The organism is Weissella viridescens (assembly GCF_001437355.1).
GTDB classification, from domain to species: domain Bacteria; phylum Bacillota; class Bacilli; order Lactobacillales; family Lactobacillaceae; genus Weissella; species Weissella viridescens.
Window position 1 is genome coordinate 19,493 of record NZ_JQBM01000001.1, and the last position, 17,355, is coordinate 36,847.

Annotated in this window: 13 protein-coding genes; 12 read left to right on the forward strand and 1 reads right to left on the reverse strand. The window is 42.0% G+C overall.

Features of this window, described 5'->3' with window-relative positions; all coding sequences use genetic code 11:
- Nucleotides 1-46 precede the first annotated feature (46 nt).
- From IV50_RS00110 to IV50_RS00150, 9 genes are all read left to right on the forward strand, one after another.
- Complete coding sequence (locus IV50_RS00110) at nucleotides 47-892, forward strand: DegV family protein (RefSeq protein ID WP_057743315.1); 846 nt, start codon at nucleotides 47-49, stop codon at nucleotides 890-892.
- Between the two features lie 83 nt (nucleotides 893-975).
- The gene (locus tag IV50_RS00115) at nucleotides 976-1,197 is read left to right on the forward strand and encodes a YozE family protein (protein ID WP_057743318.1); all 222 of its coding nucleotides are present in this window, start codon (nucleotides 976-978) and stop codon (nucleotides 1,195-1,197) included.
- A 16-nt stretch (nucleotides 1,198-1,213) separates the two neighbouring features.
- Nucleotides 1,214-2,086: a ribosome biogenesis GTPase YlqF gene (ylqF, locus tag IV50_RS00120; RefSeq protein ID WP_057743321.1), complete on the forward strand. Its 873-nt coding sequence runs from the start codon at nucleotides 1,214-1,216 to the stop codon at nucleotides 2,084-2,086.
- Entirely contained in the window at nucleotides 2,079-2,843 is a 765-nt protein-coding gene (locus IV50_RS00125) for a ribonuclease HII (protein ID WP_057743324.1), read from the forward strand. The genes ylqF and IV50_RS00125 overlap by 8 nt, the downstream gene beginning before the upstream one ends.
- 236 nt (nucleotides 2,844-3,079) lie before the next feature.
- Complete coding sequence (locus IV50_RS00130) at nucleotides 3,080-5,761, forward strand: cation-translocating P-type ATPase (protein WP_057743327.1); 2,682 nt, start codon at nucleotides 3,080-3,082, stop codon at nucleotides 5,759-5,761.
- A gap of 292 nt (nucleotides 5,762-6,053) precedes the next feature.
- A complete protein-coding gene (gene dprA / locus IV50_RS00135) occupies nucleotides 6,054-6,767 on the forward strand; it encodes a DNA-processing protein DprA (protein WP_162259493.1) in 714 nt (237 codons plus the stop codon).
- A 151-nt stretch (nucleotides 6,768-6,918) separates the two neighbouring features.
- Nucleotides 6,919-9,042, forward strand: a complete 2,124-nt coding sequence (gene topA, locus IV50_RS00140; RefSeq protein WP_057743332.1) for a type I DNA topoisomerase — start codon at nucleotides 6,919-6,921, stop codon at nucleotides 9,040-9,042.
- Nucleotides 9,043-9,044: 2 nt separating this feature from the next.
- Nucleotides 9,045-9,956, forward strand: a complete 912-nt coding sequence (gene xerC, locus IV50_RS00145; protein ID WP_057743335.1) for a tyrosine recombinase XerC — start codon at nucleotides 9,045-9,047, stop codon at nucleotides 9,954-9,956.
- A gap of 89 nt (nucleotides 9,957-10,045) precedes the next feature.
- Complete coding sequence (locus tag IV50_RS00150) at nucleotides 10,046-10,918, forward strand: aldose 1-epimerase family protein (RefSeq protein ID WP_057743338.1); 873 nt, start codon at nucleotides 10,046-10,048, stop codon at nucleotides 10,916-10,918.
- Between the two features lie 97 nt (nucleotides 10,919-11,015).
- Here the strand turns inward: IV50_RS00150 and plsY are convergent, their stop codons facing one another.
- On the reverse strand, nucleotides 11,016-11,633 hold the full coding sequence (gene plsY / locus IV50_RS00155) for a glycerol-3-phosphate 1-O-acyltransferase PlsY (RefSeq protein WP_057743341.1): 618 nt from the start codon (nucleotides 11,631-11,633) through the stop codon (nucleotides 11,016-11,018).
- Nucleotides 11,634-11,851: 218 nt separating this feature from the next.
- Here plsY and parE point away from each other — a divergent pair, with 218 nt between their 5' ends.
- From parE to IV50_RS00170, 3 genes are all read left to right on the forward strand, one after another.
- On the forward strand, nucleotides 11,852-13,900 hold the full coding sequence (gene parE / locus IV50_RS00160) for a DNA topoisomerase IV subunit B (RefSeq protein WP_057743344.1): 2,049 nt from the start codon (nucleotides 11,852-11,854) through the stop codon (nucleotides 13,898-13,900).
- On the forward strand, nucleotides 13,893-16,361 hold the full coding sequence (parC, locus tag IV50_RS00165; protein WP_057743347.1) for a DNA topoisomerase IV subunit A: 2,469 nt from the start codon (nucleotides 13,893-13,895) through the stop codon (nucleotides 16,359-16,361). Before parE ends, parC begins: the two co-directional genes overlap by 8 nt.
- 119 nt (nucleotides 16,362-16,480) lie before the next feature.
- On the forward strand, nucleotides 16,481-17,353 hold the full coding sequence (locus IV50_RS00170; RefSeq protein ID WP_057743351.1) for an ROK family protein: 873 nt from the start codon (nucleotides 16,481-16,483) through the stop codon (nucleotides 17,351-17,353).
- Nucleotides 17,354-17,355 lie beyond the last annotated feature (2 nt).

Sequence of the window (17,355 nt, forward strand, 5' to 3'; positions counted from 1 at the left end):
AGATATGGCATAACAAAAGAAAACACTGCAGACTGTGAGGAGAAATATGGCTCAGGTAAAAATTGTGACTGATTCTACGGCCTTGATTAGCCCAGAGGAAGTCGAAAAATACGGCATTACGGTAATTCCATTGAGTGTGATGATTGATGGAACGGTGTATCAAGATGGTGTCACCATTGGACGTGAAGAATTCGTTGAGAAGATGGCGGAGGCAAAAAATTTGCCTAGCACGTCACAACCACCTTTGGGCGTGTTCACTGAAGCATATGAGCGTTTAGCTAAAGATGGTTCTGAGATTATCTCTATTCATCTAACTAAGGGCTTGTCAGGGACAGTTGATGCAGCGCAACAAGCAGCAATGTTGGTAAATGCTGATGTCACAGTTCTTGATTCGGACTTTATTGATCGTGCTGAAGGGTTCCAAGCCTTGGCTGCCGCACAGCTTGCTCAAACTGGTGCTTCAAAAGAAGAAATCTTAGCTAAAATCAAAGAGGTTCATGATAAGACTCAACTTTATTTAACAGTTGCTGAATTAGATAATTTAGTTAAGGGTGGTCGACTTTCAAAGACAGCTGGCTTTGTTGCTGGTTTGATGAATATTCAAGTTGGTGCCCATGTTGTTAAGGGAGATATTGAAGTTGAAGTTAAGGGTCGTGGTGCAAAAGCGATTAAAAAGTACATCAATGGAATTATCGAACAAATGCAAGCTGAACCAACCGGTATTAAATATATCAACTTTGCCCATGTTGGTATTCAAGAAAAAATTGAAGAACTGGCGAAGGAAGTTCAAGAAATCTTCCCAGATGCTGGTATTCAAGTATTTGAAACCTCACCAACTGTGGCAACACATGCTGGTCCAGGGGCATTAGGCATTAGTTACGAAGTTAATTAAGCAAATATCTAGCAATTAACATCCAGTTAATTGCTTTTTTTGTGCTAAAATGGATTAACTATAAAATAAAAGTGAGGGTCATTATGCGACGACCATTCTATACTTGGTTGATGACGCAACGTAACCTCGTTGCCGCCAATGAAGTTCAAACATTTGCAAATGGGGCCTTTTATGACCAGCAATTTCCAAAGCAGAGCAGTGATTTTGATGAAATCTCACGTTATTTGGAAGAAAATGCAAATTATTTACATACTGTAACCACATTTGATGAAGCTTGGTCTCAATATTTAGCTTCAGAAATGTAATTGAAAGGAGTGCTCAATGGCACAAATAATCCAATGGTATCCCGGACATATGGCGAAAGCCTTCCGGTTGATGCGCGAAAATATGAAACACGTCGATATCGTGTTTGAATTGGTAGATGCGCGAATCCCTGCATCTTCACGCAATCCTGAATTAGATGAGGTGCTGGGACAAAAGCCACGTTTATTGGTCCTAACAAAAACTGATTTAGCGGACCCAGCTCGAACAAAGGAATGGGTACAATACTTTAAGGACCAAGGCTTAGCGGTTGTGGCATTAGATACACGTGGACATAAAACGCCACAAATCATGACTAAAGCGGCACGTGAGGTGCTAGCTGATAAGTGGGCTAATTTAGCAGAAAAGGGTGTTAAAGACAAGGCAATTCGAGCCCTTGTTGCCGGAATTCCAAACGTTGGTAAGTCGACGTTATTGAATCATTTGGTCACAAAAAATGTTGCAATTACAGGTGACCGTCCGGGGGTAACAAAAAAATTACAGTGGTTGAAGACACCAACTAATTTAGAACTTTTGGATACACCGGGTGTGCTGTGGCCTAAGTTTGAGGATAAGCGTGTGGGTGAACATTTAGCCATGACGGGAGCCATCAAGGATCAATTGATTAATAACGATGATGTTGTCCTAGGCATGCTAAAATTTATGCGTGATTATAATCCAAAGGCCATCACAGAGCGCTACCATTTGCCAGAAGATAGTTTTGATACCATGACTGATGTTGAAATTTTGTTATTAATTACACAAAAACTTGGTTTCAAAGATGATTACGATCGTGCTGCAGAAAGAATGCTAATTGACTTACGTCGCGGTAAGCTTGGCCAGTATACGTTAGAAGTTCCCGCTGATCATATTGGAGAAGTCGTAGATGACTGATTCTAGGCAAACAATTGCTCAAATCAAGGCAGCGCTTCAAGAAACACCTTCAAATGAATCCGTGCAAATGTGGCGACAAGATGCGCGGACGGGTGTTCAAAAATTGATTGCTCAGTATGATAAACGGCAAGAAAAATATGCTGAAATGTCGAAAGCTTTTAACCAACGCCTAAGTTTTGAGCAAACAGCCTGGGCGCAGGGCCAACGATTGGCTGGTGTTGATGAAGTCGGGCGTGGACCTTTAGCGGGCCCGGTTGTAGCAGCAGCTGTAGTGATTGATGAAACGTTTGACTTGTTAGCAGTGCATGATTCAAAACAATTAACTGAAAAGAAGCGATTAGCATTAGATGCACAAATTAAAGCAGAGGTTGTCGATTATGCATTTGGCGTGATTGATGCGCAAACGATTGACGAAGTTAATATTTATGAAGCCAGTCGTATTGCGATGAAGCAAGCAATCGAGCAATTAACAGTATCCATTGATGGTCTAGTGATTGATGCGATGACGGTCGATTTACCGTTACCTCAGGAAAAATTGATTAAGGGGGATGATCGCAGTATCAGTATTGGTGCTGCTTCCATTCTTGCCAAGAATTATCGTGATCAGCTAATGGTCCAATATGATCAGGAGTATCCTGGATATGGATTTGCGCATAATGCTGGTTATGGAACAAAAGAGCATTTAAATGGCCTTAAAACGCTGGGAGCCTCACCGATTCATCGAAAAACTTTTGCGCCCGTTAAAAGTTATGTTTAATTGCATGTTGGTGACGTCCCTGTTAAAAAGATAGAAATGAAATTGGATTTTTTGTTTAAAGCGATAGGGGGCTCTTAAAAGACTTGAGTCTTACATCAGGGTAAGTTAAAATTAGATGTGAACAAAATAAACAGAGACTTCTTGAGTCAAAGACGCAAGGATAAAAATCAAATCCACTATTGATGTTGTCATCAATGGTGGATTGTTTTTTTATCAAAAGTCGGATTGGATAGGATATGCGAAAAGAAGATGTACCGCTGTACCAACAGTCAGTCGAATCCATTGAAACCGAATTTCAAACGAATTTGAGTAATGGTCTGGATACTGATGATGTTGAGCAACGTTTAGAAAAGTATGGAGATAATGCTTTAACTGGTAAAAAAAATACATCGCTCTGGCAGAAGTTTTTGAACCAATTTAAAGATCTCATGATTGGTGTGCTAATTGCGGCCGCAATAATTTCGGCACTGGTCGGAGAAGTACCAGATGCATTGATTATTATGGCAGTGGTTATATTAAATGCCATCTTTGGGGTATTTCAAGAATCGAAAGCCGAAGAAGCTATTGACTCATTGCAAAAAATGTCAGCACCCAATGCCAATGTTCGCCGTGATGGAAATATCATTTCTGTGCCTGCAGCCAAGTTGGTGCCTGGAGACGTTGTCTTGCTTGAAGCGGGAGATGTGATCCCAGCTGATATGCGCCTAACTATGGCTGCTAATCTACAGATTGAAGAATCTGCATTGACTGGTGAATCTGTACCGGTGAATAAGCAGGCAGCTCAACTACAAGCTGATGACTTGCCATTGGGCGATCGTACGAATTTAGCTTATATGAATTCAAATGTAACTCATGGCCGCGGTGAAGGTATTGTTACTGGAACAGGGATGCATACTGAAGTTGGAAAAATTGCTGGTATGTTAGACAATGCGCAAACGACTCGGACACCTTTGCAAGATAGCTTGGCGCAATTAGGTAAGACGCTAACAGTACTTATTCTAATCATTGCAGTCATTGTCTTTGTTGTCGGAATTTTCCGGTCACCTGAAACAGGTGGTAATCGGATTGTGGATATGTTATTAACTGCTATTTCATTGGCAGTTGCGGCGATTCCGGAAGGATTACCTGCCATTGTAACAATTACGCTTGCGCTAGGGACAACACGCTTAGCAAAGCGGCATGCCTTAATGCGTAAATTACCTGCTGTTGAAACATTGGGTGCCACACAAATTATTGGTTCTGATAAAACCGGGACATTGACACAGAATAAAATGACCGTTGAAAAATACTATTCCGATGGTCAGTTACACGACGCAAATACGCCTTTAGCTGGATCGGCCAAAATGTTGGCGACGGTTATGGCCTTAAATAATGACACCCAAATCACTGCAGACGGTGATAAGCTGGGTGATCCAACCGAAACGGCTTTGATTACATTTGATGAATCACAAGGTGAGGATGTTGCCAAAATTCTGAGTGACTACCCCCGCCTTGACGAAATCCCATTTGATTCTGAACGTAAATTAATGTCAACGCGCCACGATATGCAGGGTAAGCATGTGATTACGGTCAAGGGTGCTCCTGATGAGTTGATTGCACGGGCAACGAGTCAATTAATTGATGGCACAATCGTCGAACTAACTGATGTAGATAAACAAAATATTTTAAAGACTAATGAGGATTTAGCAAAGCAAGCCTTACGTGTGCTAGCTTTTGCTATTCGCGAATATGAAACAGTTCCTGAGGCGCTAACATCAGAAAATACGGAATCAAACCTCACATTTGTTGGTTTGGTTGGGATGATTGATCCAGAACGTGAAGGTGTTGCACAAGCTGTAGCCGAAGCGCATGACGCTGGTATCAGAACGCTGATGATTACTGGAGATCATAAGGTTACAGCTGAGGCAATAGCGCGTCGTTTAGGTATTTTAGATGATTCACAAGGACCTGAGGCGATTATTACTGGGGCTGAGTTAGATGATTTGTCTGATGACGACTATCAAAAAAAGGTTGCCCAGTATTCCGTTTATGCACGAGTGGCACCAGAACATAAAGTTCGCATTGTTAAAGCTTGGCAAAATGAAAACAAGGTTGTAGCGATGACCGGAGATGGTGTGAATGATGCCCCAGCTTTGAAAACAGCAGATATTGGAATTGCCATGGGGATTACAGGGACCGAGGTGTCTAAAGGGGCCTCAGATATGGTTTTGGCCGATGACAATTTTGCAACCATCGTGCATGCCGTCGATGAAGGTCGAAAAGTCTTTTCTAACATTCAAAAGGCTATCCAGTATTTACTTTCAGCAAATCTTGGAGAAGTATTAGCCTTGTTTATGATGACTGTACTTGGCTGGAGCATTTTAGCACCGGTTCATATTTTGTGGATTAATTTGGTAACTGACACTTTGCCTGCTATTGCACTTGGTGTTGAGCCGGGTGAGCCGGGAATCATGAAGCAAAAGCCGCGTGGACGCTCAACTAATTTCATGTCTGGTGGTCTTGGTTCTTCAATTATTTACCAAGGATTACTTGAAGGTGGATTAACCCTATTCGTCTATTGGATTGGATTAACGTTCCCAATGCATACTGGTAGTGCAGCGATCCATGCTGATGCGCTAACTATGGCATTTGTTACACTGGGAATGATTCAATTATTCCATGCCTTTAATTCAAAGAGTATTTATCAATCACTCTTTACGATTAAACCATTCAGTAATAAAGCGTTTAATATTAGTATCCTAATTTCAGCTGTGATGATGGCTGGTACAATCTTGATTCCTGGTTTGAATGATGTATTCCATGTGACAAGTTTGGACTGGCACCAGTGGTTGACGGTGCTAGTGGCTTCATTCTCAATTATTCCAATTGTAGAAGTGGTGAAGTTCTTCCAACGTCGACGTTTGGCAAAACAACAATAGCATTGATTAAGCATCCCATATTGGGGTGCTTTTTTGCTTATTGTCACTGCTGAATTAAAATGAAGATGCGATAGGTTGCCACTATTCCGTAAAGATTGATTAAAAAAATGGGTCAAGTGTCGTCTCTATTTATGTAAGAGGGAGGGCAAATATGCAACGTGAGTTTCTGTTATGGTTGATGTTATTACCAGTGTCATTGATGCAACGCCACAAAATTTGGCAATGGGCGGTGGCGCACCAAAGATTTTCTTGTCGATTGGCATTTCTTGATGAATGTTCATTCACTTTAGAAATGCGCTATAAATTACAGCAATGGTATACCCATTCAAATTGGGTTGAGCAGTTGGGCTTACTACGGTTCAAACCGTATCTGACCATTATGGATCCTAGTTACCCGCAACAACTTAAAAATATAGCCCAACCACCGCTAGTGTTATTTTATAATGGCGATTTAAATTTGATAGAAACTAAAACAGTTGCAATTGTTGGCAGTCGCCACATCAAGGATGCTACACGAGCAATCTTGAAGGCCTGGATACCTGAACTAGTTAGACAAGGTTTTACAGTAATATCCGGAAATGCAGCTGGGGTCGATAGTGTGACGCATCGCTTAGTCTTAGGACAACGGGGTCATACGATTGCCGTAGTGGGCACTGGCCTTGAGTGTTGCTATCCCAAAGAACATCGCGCACTGCAGAATCGTATTAGTGAAGTTGGATTGGTATTGTCTGAATACTTGCCTTGGGTTGGTCCAAAAAAGTGGCATTTTCCAGAACGAAATCGGATTATCGTTGGGTTAACTCAAGATATTTTTATTTGCCAAGCGGCAAAAAAATCAGGAACTATGGTAACCGCTGAAATCGCTTTGGATGAAAATCGTAACATATGGATTATACCGGGGGACGTGTTAGACGCAGCATATGCAGGAAGCTTTGAATTAGTCCAAGAAGGGGCGCAAATTTTAACCTCTGTGACAGATTTTACGGAGGTAAACCAACGACAATAGGGTCTGTATTACCCAGAATTTAGGCAGAACAAGGCGTTTTAAAACGGTGAACGCAATTAAATCTGACACTTGTACCTTTGCAATACGTGCTTTCTGGTGTATAGTTTAGCTGAATGAAATTAATCTATATATGAAGAAAGCGAGCGCGCAAATGGTAGAAGCAACCAAAACAAAAAAGACAACCAAGCGTGCAACTACAAAAAAAACAACTAAACGTAAAAAAAATCTTGTTATTGTGGAGTCACCTTCTAAAGCAAAAACAATTGAAAAGTATTTAGGAAGTAATTATAAAGTAGTTGCAAGTATCGGACATATCCGTGATTTACCAAAATCACAGATGGGTGTCGATATTGAACATGACTATACACCAAAATATATTAATATTCGTGGAAAAGGCGACATTATTAAAGGTCTTAAAAAAGAGGCCAAAGCTGCCAATCATGTTTATCTGGCATCCGACCCGGATCGTGAAGGGGAAGCGATTGCTTGGCATTTATCAAATATCCTAGACTTAGATATGGATGCTGGCGAAAATCGAGTGGTCTTTAATGAAATTACCAAGGATGCCGTTAAAGACGCATTTAAAAAGCCACGTAAAATTGACATGAATCTAGTTGATGCGCAACAAGCGCGACGCGTACTTGACCGACTTGTAGGGTACTCAATTTCACCAATTTTGTGGAAAAAGGTAAAACCGGGCTTGTCAGCAGGTCGTGTTCAAACAATTGCGTTGGGGCTTGTCATCGATCGTGAGCATGAAATCCAGGCCTTTCAACCGGAAGAATACTGGACCCTTGATACACAATTCAAAAAGAATCGTTCGAAATTCAAGGCTGATTTCTGGGGCTTAGCTGGTAAAAAAATGGATTTGCCAGACAATGAAGCGGTCCAAGATATTATCAAGCGGTTGGACCAAAATGGCGACTTTGAGATTGTTAAAGTTGAAGCCAAAGAGCGTCGTCGGAACCCACAGCCACCATTTACAACGTCAACTATGCAACAGGCAGCCAATAATCAACTGAACTTCCGAGCTCGAAAAACGATGATGGCTGCGCAACAATTGTATGAAGGTATTAATTTGGGCGGTAAAGAAGGATCGGTCGGATTAATTACCTACATGCGTACCGATTCGACACGAATTTCTAGTATCGCTAAAAATGATGCAGCGCACTTTATTCATTCAGAATATGGTGAAGAATATGCAGCTTCTAAACCAGTTCAAGGAAAGCCACAGGAAGGGGCCCAAGATGCCCACGAGGCTGTGCGACCAACTTCAGTTTATCGCACACCTGCTTCAGTTAAAGACAAGTTAACGAACGATCAATTTAAGTTATATCAATTGATTTGGTCACGATTTGTCGCATCACAAATGACACCAGAAGTATTGGATACGATGGCGGTAACGATTGAACAAAATGACGTCCAATTCCGTGCTAATGGTTCAAAGACGAAGTTCCAAGGGTTTACCAAAGCGTATCCGTCTGCCCGTGAAAAGGACAATAAACTTCCTGAATTAGCGGTTGGGGATGTTGTAACGATGGAACAACTTTCACCAGATCAACACTTTACGCAACCGCCTGCTCGTTATACTGAAGCAGCTTTGGTTAAAGCGTTAGAAGAAAATGGTGTGGGGCGTCCCTCAACTTACGCTGCAACCATTGAAACCATTCAAAAACGGGCTTATGTGAAGCGTGATGCTAAGAAGTTTGTGCCAACAGAGATTGGTGAACTCGTTCAAGGAACGATGGATGAATTTTTCCCAGATATTACAAACGTGAAATTCACAGCCCGAGTAGAAAATGAACTTGATGAAGTTGAAGAGGGCGACAAAAATTGGGTGACTGTTGTTGATGACTTCTATAAGCCATTCTCAAAGGAACTTGCTACTGCTGAAACTGAGATGGACAAAGTGGTGCTTAAAGACGAGCTGGCTGGTGAAAATTGTCCCGTCTGTGGCGCACCAATTTTGATTAAACTTGGTCGTTATGGAAAGTTTAAGGCTTGTTCTCGTTTCCCAGATTGTCGTTATACAGAAACAATTGTTGAGCAAATCGGTTTGACTTGTCCAAAATGTAAGACCGGCGAAGTCGTTGAACGTAAGACCCGTCGTGGACGAACTTTCTATGGATGTTCACGATATCCTGATTGTGACTTCGTGACATGGGATAAGCCCACGAAAGACACACTGCCGGATGGAACGACACCCAAAAAAGATGATCAAGCCACTGAGGCAAAGTCTGAGACCACAGACAATGCAGAAACGGCAAAGGCATAGTGATGTTTGATTATATTGAGCGCTTTTTAGACTACTTAAAAGTTGAGCGTCAGTATTCAGACGACACGCAACGGGCGTATAAGTCTGATATTTATGAGTTTGTTCAATTTTTAGGTGAAACCAATGACCAAGATGAAACAGTTGATTTAACGGCGGTTACTGCGTTAGACGTGCGGGTGTTTTTATCGCATCTATACGAACGAGGTGATAGTACCCGGACGATTGCCCGAAAAGTGAGCTCCTTACGCTCGTTCTACGAATTTTTGGAGCGCAATGACGCAATCGATCATAACCCTTTTGAAGGGGTCCAATTAAAAAAAGCGGGGCAACATTTGCCACGCTATTTTTATGAAAAAGAATTGAATCGTCTTTTCGAGGTTGCTCAGGCAGATCAAACGGCTCTCGGACAACGTAACTTATTAATTTTAGAGTTATTGTACGGGACAGGTATGCGAGTTTCTGAGCTTGCTGGGCTTGAATTATCGATGATTGATCAGCGGGCTAAAATTATTACGGTCACAGGTAAGGGAAATAAAACGCGCATTGTACCGTATGGACAGTATGCGCAAAAAGCACTTGAACACTATCTTAGTGATGGTCGATTACAATTAATGCAAGCAGATAGCAACCCGAATCATTTGCTCTTCAACCAGCGCGGAAAACCTTTGGCAACTGGTGGCATCGAATATGTGCTGAAAAAGTTGGGTAAGCAAGCTGGTCTAACCCAGAATATTTCCGCGCACATGTTCCGACATACGTATGCAACTGATTTATTGAACAATGGCGCCGATTTAAGGACTGTGCAGCAACTGCTCGGGCATAGTAGCTTGAGTACGACACAAATTTATACGCATGTAACAACACAATCGCTACAAGAAAATTATCGTAAATTTTTCCCACGCGCGAATGAGTGAAAAACTGCACGAAATTGGACTAGACAATTGTTGAATACTTGATAGAATAAAGAATAAGATATCGAAATAAATGCAGTTGGAGGTTGGCCATGGCAGTTTTGTTAGATAATGGCAGTTTGGCAGTTGAAATTTCAACACAAGGAGCAGAGCTCACAAGTGTTAAAAATAAGGAAAGTGGTTATGAGTACTTGTGGGAGGGTGATCCAACGATTTGGGGTCGCCACGCACCTAACTTGTTTCCAATTGTTGGACGCTTAAAGGGAGATCGCTATAAGTATCGTGATAAGACTTATTTTATGACGCAACACGGTTTTGCGCGTGATAATGCTTTTGAATTAGTTGAACATACTGAGACAACAGCGCGACTACGCTTAGTCGATTCACCTGAAACGCGTTCCATTTATCCATTTCGTTTTCAATTTGACGTTGTGTATCGTTTAACGGATCAAGATACATTAGGAATTGCTTATGCGGTCACAAACACAGACACACATGATATTTATTTCTCAGTTGGCGGACATCCAGCCTTTAAGGTGCCATTGGCTGAATTTAATGAATACTATATAAACGTCGACCCACAGCGTATCTATCCAACAGCGCAATTAGTTGGTCCATATCTTGATAATAATATTGAGGACAGTTACGATGCACGGGAACCACTCCAACTGGATCGTAACGACTATCGTGATGATGCTAAGATTCTACGAACAGATGGTAACCCAACAACATTGGTTTTATCTAAGAAGACAGCCTCACATGGGGTAACCATGCATGTTCAAAATGCCAAGTATGTTGGTATTTGGACGCCTTATGCGAAGGGCGCACCATTTATTTGTATGGAACCATGGTGGGGCATCGCGGATACAGTGGATGCGGATAGTAATATTGAGCATAAGTATGCCATCAATCGTTTGGCTCCAGCACAAACCTTTACAGGCTCATATTCAATTAGCTTCTTTTAAAATAGTTATGCAAAATCATTAGCCATTCTGAATGACTAATGATTTTTTTAATGAACATAAAAAACGCATATCTTTTGATATGCGTTTTGCTTTCAATTTATTTAGCCCAATAAACTAGACCGAAAGGAATCAAATTTTCCTGCCCATTTTTAATGCGTTTAAGATTACCACGATGGCGATATATCACAAAAATCGTTAGGATCAGGGCAACAATGAAGAGTGCCCAGTCTTGGTAAAGGAGTGCAGCAATCGTGACGGAAATGAAACCAGCCATTGAACCAACTGAAACCATACTTGTCAAGAAGACTGCGATACCAAAGGCCAGCATGGCGATACCAACCATTGGAAGGCTGTAAACCATAAGGACGCCGAGCGAAGTTGCCACGGCTTTGCCACCTTTGAAGCCAATCCAGACTGAGTATGTGTGACCAATGATTGCCCCGACACCAACTGCGAAATACCAGTAGTCAGCTGGGATAGGTCCCCACAGACAAGCCATCAAAGCTCCGGCCGATCCCTTAAGCACATCTAAGCATAAGACGATGATACCTGCAGGTAAGCCTAAATTACGAAGGGTATTGGTTGTCCCGATACCACCTGAACCAAGCTTTAGTAGATTCTTATGGAAGAAGACTTTTCCGATAATATATCCAAATGGGATAGACCCAATTAAGTATGCCAATCCCAAACTAATTAAATAGTGCATTAATGTCATGCGAAACCTCTTTTTGTATAATGACGGAATAATTGCGTGCAAGTTTTATTTTAGCACGCTTATACACGTTTGGAAAAAAATTTAGTTTGAGAATTTATTAATTCACTTGCCAATCATCAAGAAGTTAGGCTAATATGAAGAACGAATGTGCGAATTCGCACACTTAATAACACATTTAAGTTAGTTAAAAATAATGTAAGAAGAAAGAGGAAACATCCATGGCAAAGCAAAATACGTATTCGGATGATTCCATAACGGTCCTTGAGGGGTTAGAAGCTGTTCGAAAGCGACCAGGAATGTATATCGGCTCAACAGATGGAAAAGGGCTACACCATCTCGTATATGAAATCTTTGATAATGCCGTCGACGAAGCATTAGCAGGATTTGGTGACGAAATTGATGTGACCATTCATGCTGACAATGCGATTACTGTTGTCGATCATGGACGTGGTATGCCTGTTGGTATGCATGCATCCGGTAAACCAACACCAGAAGTCATTTTGACAGTTTTGCACGCAGGTGGAAAATTTGGTCAAGGTGGTTATAAGACGTCTGGTGGCTTACACGGGGTGGGGTCTTCAGTCGTGAATGCCCTCTCATCATGGTTGACCGTTACCATTGTTCGGGATGGTAAAAAGTACCAAGAAAAGTTTGTGGATGGGGGCCACCCAGATGGCACTTTGGACGATTTGGGTAAAACCAAGGAACCGTCAGGAACGACGGTGACGTTTAAGCCAGACCCAACCATTTTTTCAACCACGATTTACAACTTTGATACGTTAGCTGAACGTCTGCGTGAATCTGCCTTTTTGTTGCCAGATGTGAAGGTGACTTTGACTGATGAACGTCCAGGCCAAGAACGTACCGAAGTATATCACTACCCTGAAGGGATTCAAGCTTTCGTCAAATACTTGAATGAAGATAAGGATGTCCTTGGGGATGTCATGTATTTTGATGGGACTGAGCAAGGGGTTGAGGTTGAAGTAGCTGCCCAATATAACGACGGTTACTCTGAAACCATGATGTCATTCGTCAACAACGTACGTACGCCCGGTGGGGGAACTCATGAAGCGGGATTACGTGCAGCCTGGACGAAAGCTTTTAATGAATATGCCCGCAAGGTGAATTTACTAAAGGATAAAGACAAAAATTTGGAAGGTTCTGATGTGCGTGAAGGGTTATCAGCAGTTATTTCTTTACGTATTCCTGAAGACCTTTTGCAGTTTGAAGGGCAAACAAAAGATAAACTAGGCACACCTGAAGCACGTTCAATTGTGGATAATGTTATTTCTGAACAACTTGGGTTCTATCTGATGGAGAACGGTGAATTCTCACAGGGGTTAATTCGAAAGGCATTACGTGCCCGTGAAGCCCGTGAAGCTGCGCGAAAAGCCCGTGAGGAATCACGAAATGGTAAGAAACGTGGTAAGAAAGAACAACTATTGTCTGGAAAACTAACGCCGGCCCAATCAAAAAACGCTAAGAAAAATGAATTGTTCTTAGTCGAGGGTGATTCTGCCGGAGGTTCTGCCAAACAAGGTCGTGACCGTAAGTTCCAAGCAATCTTACCGCTCCGTGGAAAAGTATTGAATACGGAAAAGGCCAAGTTAGCTGATATTATGAAGAACGAAGAAATTTCAACGATTATTTATACGATTGGGGCTGGAGTTGGCGCAGACTTTAATATTGATGATATTAATTATGATAAAGTCATTATTATGACCGACGCGGATGATGACGGTGCGCATATTCAAATTTTGTTGTTGACCTTCTTCTACAAGTACATGCGTCCTTTGATTGAAGCAGGCAAGGTTTACATCGCCTTACCACCTTTGTATATGTTGCGTAAGAAAAATGGTAAAAAAGAGACGGATATTGAATATGCTTGGACTGATGCGGAATTAGCAGAACGTCAGGCTGAAATGGGCCGTGGCTATACTTTGCAACGATTTAAAGGGCTTGGTGAAATGAACGCCGAACAGTTATGGGCGACAACCATGGATCCAGAACTAAGAACAATGATTCGGGTTAAAATTGACGATGCTATGGTTGCTGAAAAGCGCGTGACAACGTTGATGGGTGATAAGGTTGAACCACGTCGAAAGTGGATTGAATCCAATGTGGCGTTCAATTTAAGCGATGAAAATGATACCTTGCTTGATGAAGCCAAAGAAGAAAGTCAGCCAAGTAATGCGGAACAAACTGCCTTAGATTTTGTGCCGCCAGTTATTGAAACTTGGCAAGATCAGGAGGAACGTGATGTCTGAAGCAGGAAACATTCAAGAAATCAGTCTTGAGACAGTGATGGGTGACCGATTTGGTCGATACTCAAAATCAATCATTCAAGAACGTGCCTTGCCTGATATTCGTGATGGTCTAAAACCCGTCCAACGTCGTATCCTATTTGCGATGTTCAAAGATGGGAATACCTATGATAAGGCCTTTCGTAAGTCGGCCAAGTCCGTTGGTAACGTGATGGGTAATTTCCACCCGCACGGGGACTCATCAATCTATGAAGCCTTGGTTCGCATGTCACAAGATTGGAAACTACGGGCACCATTAATTGAGATGCACGGGAACAACGGATCAATTGATAATGATCCGCCAGCTGCAATGCGTTATACCGAGGCACGTTTGTCTAAACTAGCAGGGGAAATGCTGCGTGATTTAGATAAAGATACGGTTGAAATGGTTTTGAATTTCGATGATACCGAATACGAACCAACGGTACTACCCGCCCATTTCCCGAACCTCCTAGTAAATGGTTCAACCGGAATTTCAGCGGGATATGCCACAGAAATTCCCCCACATAACTTAGGGGAAGTCATCGATGCTTTGGTTTATCTTTTAGCGCATCCTAAAGCCACACTGGATGAATTGATGGACTTTGTTAAAGGTCCGGATTTTCCTACTGGTGGGATTGTTCAAGGAATTGATGGGATTCGCTCAGCTTATGAAGATGGACGTGGTCGCATCGTTGTCCGTGCGAAAACTGAAATTAAACCGTTAAAAGCAGGGAAGTCACAGATTGAAATTTCTGAGATTCCGTACGAAGTCAATAAAGCTGCCCTTGTAAAGAAAATCGATGAAATTCGATTGAACAAAGACGTTGCAGGTATTGCTGAAGTTCGTGATGAATCTGATCATGATGGTTTGTCAATTGTGATTGAATTAGGCAAAGATGCCAATGCTCAAGGAATTTTGGCATATCTTTTCAAGAAAACAGATTTGCAAATTACGTATAATTTCAATATGGTTGCCATCCATAACCAGCGTCCAGAGCGAATCGGTTTAAAAACGGCTTTGTCAGCCTTTTTGGAGCACCAAATTGAAATTATCACAAAAAGAACCGAGTTTGATTTAGCCAAGGCACAGGATCGGCAGCATATTGTTGCTGGTTTGATTAAAGCCATGTCTATTTTAGATCAAGTTATCGCGACAATCCGTGCTTCAGAAGATCGGAAGAGTGCTAAACAAAACCTGATGGATCAATATGATTTTTCAGAGGCACAAGCCGAGGCAATCGTTACGATGCAATTGTATCGTTTGACGAACACCGACGTGACACAATTACAAAAGGAATTTGATGATCTCAATCAAAAAATTGCACAATACAATCTAATCCTGTCTGATCCAAAAGAATTGCGAAAAGTCTTACGCAATGAATTGAAAGCGATTCGTAAAGAATATGCAACTGATCGAATGACAGATATTGAAGATGAAGTGCAAGAACTTAAGATTGATCAAACCGTAACGGTGGTTGATGAAGATGTCATGCTTTTGGTATCTAAGTCAGGTTATGTTAAGCGTTCTTCAATTCGTTCATATACAGCATCAGGGGATGAGAATGGGTTGCGCGAGGATGATGAGATTGTGTTTGTTGATCGAGTGAACACTTTGCAGCACGTCTTTATGTTTACTGATCGGGGTAACGTGGTTTATCGTCCAGTGCATGAAATTGCTGAAGTCCGTTGGAAGGAAGCTGGTGAACACCTTTCACAGACGATTACTGGTCTCAATCCGGATGAATTAATTATTGCGGTGAAGGTTGTACAAGATGTTGATCAACTCGATGGTGAATGGGTGGTCGCAACATCGGATGGGCTCATTAAGCGGACGAAGTTTAATGACTTGGCGCCTAAATCAACGTATCGCAAGAAGCCAACACCATTTATTAAGTTAAAATCAGACAGTGCTTATGTCGTTGATACAATGTGGTTCGACGAAACAAAAGTGGCGCAATATGAAGTTGTATTGACTTCATACCAAGCCAATGGACTACGTTATGCGTTGGATGAGGTACCAGTGTCTGGCGCCCGTACTGCTGGTGTTAAAGCAATGGCGTTGAGTAGTGAAGAGGATATGATTACCGGTTTGGCACTTAACGACACCCAGCAACCGATTGCAATTGCACTCATGACCAATCGTGGGGCCTTTAAGTGGATGAGTATCGACGAACTACCAACAACAAGTCGGGCACGAAAGGGTGTTGCGGTTATGCGTGAACTTAAGCGTGATTCTCACCGAGTGGTCGCAATGCTAGGACTGGATGCTAAACAACCGAGTCCCGTCACTGTGTTGACTAGTTCGGACAAGGTATTTGATATTAATCCGCTGGATCATCCGAAGAGTCAGCGTTATAGCAATGGTAGTTTTGTGATTGATACCCAAAAGGATGGGGTCCCTGTCGCAATGCATAAATACCAAGTACAAGTTGTCACAAGTTAATGGAAAAAGCCAAGACTCTGGTCTTGGCTTTTTTTGTTTGCAAATATATATGTTATACGCTATACTGAAAGAGAAGAAAGCGCTTTCACAACACGGCGCATATTAGGGGGATTTGAAATATGTCATTACTAGGTGCAATTGAAGCAGGTGGTACAAAGTTTGTCGTTGCAGTAGCGGATGTAGCTGATCCAGAGCAAGTTTTACATCGTGAAAGTTTTCCAACAGAAGATGGGACACGGACACTTGAAAAGGTAATTACTTTCTTTGATCAATTTACTGATATTGCTGCCATCGGGATTGCAGCTTTCGGTCCGATTGATGTAAAACCCAACAGTCCGACCTATGGATATGTTTTAGATACTCCCAAGCGTGGTTGGTCAGGATTTGATTTCTTAGGGACAATGAAAGCATGGCGTGACATTCCATACTACTGGACGACTGACGTTAATGGTGCGGGTTGGGCCGAGTACAAGACTGGTGCTGCCAAAGATGTGGAAAACGTGGTCTATTTGACGATTGGTACTGGCGTGGGGGCTGGAATCATCACAAATGGTGAATTGTTGACTGGATATTCTCATCCAGAAGCAGGTCACATTATGATGCAAAAGCACCCTGATGACGTCTATGAAGGATTATGTCCTTTCCATGGTAATCGTTGTTTGGAAGGGTTAACTGCAGGTCCAGCTATCGAAGCGCGTTGGGGGATGTCAGCTAAAGAGATTCCAGATGATCACCCAGCATGGCAAATGGAGGCATTTTATCTCGCACAAGCAGCGATGACGTTTACGGCTACTTTGCGACCAGACATGATTGTTTTCGGCGGTGGTGTCCCACATCGTGAAGTTTTGTTGCCAATGGTTCGTGAATCCTTTGCTGAGCAAATGAATAATTACTTGGCTGTTCCAGACTTAGACACCTATATTCAACCTGTTAAGAATGGGGACAACGCTGGTATTTTAGGTTGTTTCTACCTAGCAAAAACGTTAATTTAAAG